Raw genomic sequence first — 1,499 nt, 5'->3', positions numbered from 1 at the left:
GTCCAGGGCAACGAAGGCCGAGGGCACCATGTACTCGGGGAGGTGGAGCAGCAGCTCCGCGCGCAGGGCCGAGGTGTCGACGGAGGCCGGGGTGACGTAGGCGACGAGGCGCTTGAGGCCCGGGACGTCCTCACGGACGAGGGCGGCGGCGTGGTGGACGGAAGGAAGGGCCTCGAGAGCGGCCTCGACTTCACCCAACTCAATGCGGAAGCCGCGCAGCTTCACCTGGAAGTCGATGCGGCCGAGGTACTCGAGGTGGCCATGGGCCAGCCAACGGGCCTTGTCACCGGTGCGGTAGAGGCGAGCGCCGGGCGTGGCACTGAAGGGGTTGGGGACGAAGCGCTCGGCGGTGAGGTCCGGACGGAGGTGGTAGCCGCGAGCGAGGCCGTCGCCGCCGATGAAGAGCTCACCAGGGACGCCAATGGGAGCGGGCTGGAGAGAGGCGTCGAGGATGAAGGTGGAGACGTTGGAGAGCGGCCCACCGAGAGAGGGACGAGCGGAAGCGCGGATGGCGAGCGCGGTGGTGTCGACGGTGGCCTCGGTGGGCCCGTAGACGTTGAAGGCACTCAGCGAAGGCGAAGAAGAGAGCGTCGCCCAGAGGGAGTCGTCGATGGCCTCACCGCCGATGAGGACACGGAGGTGACGGCCGGAGTCCGCGAGGCCCTCGTCGAGGAGGAGGCGGAGGTGAGAGGGGGCGCAGTCGAGGACGTCGAGCTGGTGCTTCTTCAACCACGAGAGAAGCAGGGGGACGTCTTCACGGGCGGCCTGAGGGACGAAGCAGAGGCAGTGGCCGAGGGAGAGGAAGACGAGCTGCTTGACGGAGGCGTCGAAGGAGAGAGGCGCGTTGAGGGAGATGCGGAGGGGGCGCTGGACGTCGGAGTAGACGGAAGAGGAGAGGGCGGAGAGGAGATTCACCACGGAGGAGTGGTGGACCATGACGCCCTTGGGCCTGCCGGTGGAGCCGGAGGTGTAGATGACGTAGGCGAGGTGGGAAGGGAGAGAAACGCGAGGAGGATTGGAGTCGGGGAGCGCGGCGAGAGAAGCGCGCAGGGCGTCGTCGTCGAGGCAGAGGGCGGAGGCGGAGTCGAGACGAGGCAGGAGGTGGGAGAGGGTGAGGACGAAGGGAGCGCCGGAGTCCTGGAGCATGAAGGCGAGGCGCTCGTGAGGGTAGGCGGAGTCGAGAGGGACGTAGGCGGCGCCGGCCTTGAGGATGGCGAGGAGGGCGACGAGGGAGTCGACAGTGCGCTCCAGGCAGAAGGCGACGCGGACTTCGGGCCCGACGCCGCGAGAGCGCAGCAGGTGGGCGAGCTGGTTTGAGCGCTGATTGAGCTGGAGGAAGGAGAGAGAGGAGGAGTCGTCGAGGACGGCGAGGGCGTCGGGCGTGAGGGCGGCCTGTGCCTCGAAGCGCTCGTGGAAGGCGCCAGTCCAGGGCAGCTCGCGGCGGGTGTTGTTCCACTCGACGAGCACCTGACGGCGCTCCTCCGCCGGCAGCATCGGCA

Annotated in this window: 1 protein-coding gene; it reads right to left on the bottom strand. The window is 68.8% G+C overall.

Annotated elements, in window-relative coordinates:
- Positions 1–1,499 (bottom strand): non-ribosomal peptide synthetase (locus tag G4D83_RS45175; protein WP_163871158.1); only part of this gene is annotated, 1,499 nt, incomplete at both ends.

The sequence above is a fragment of the Myxococcus eversor genome, from assembly GCF_010894455.1.
Classification (GTDB): Bacteria; Myxococcota; Myxococcia; order Myxococcales; family Myxococcaceae; genus Myxococcus; species Myxococcus eversor.
Note: the sequence above shows the minus strand (reverse complement) of the source record. Positions and strands in the feature narration are given on the sequence as shown.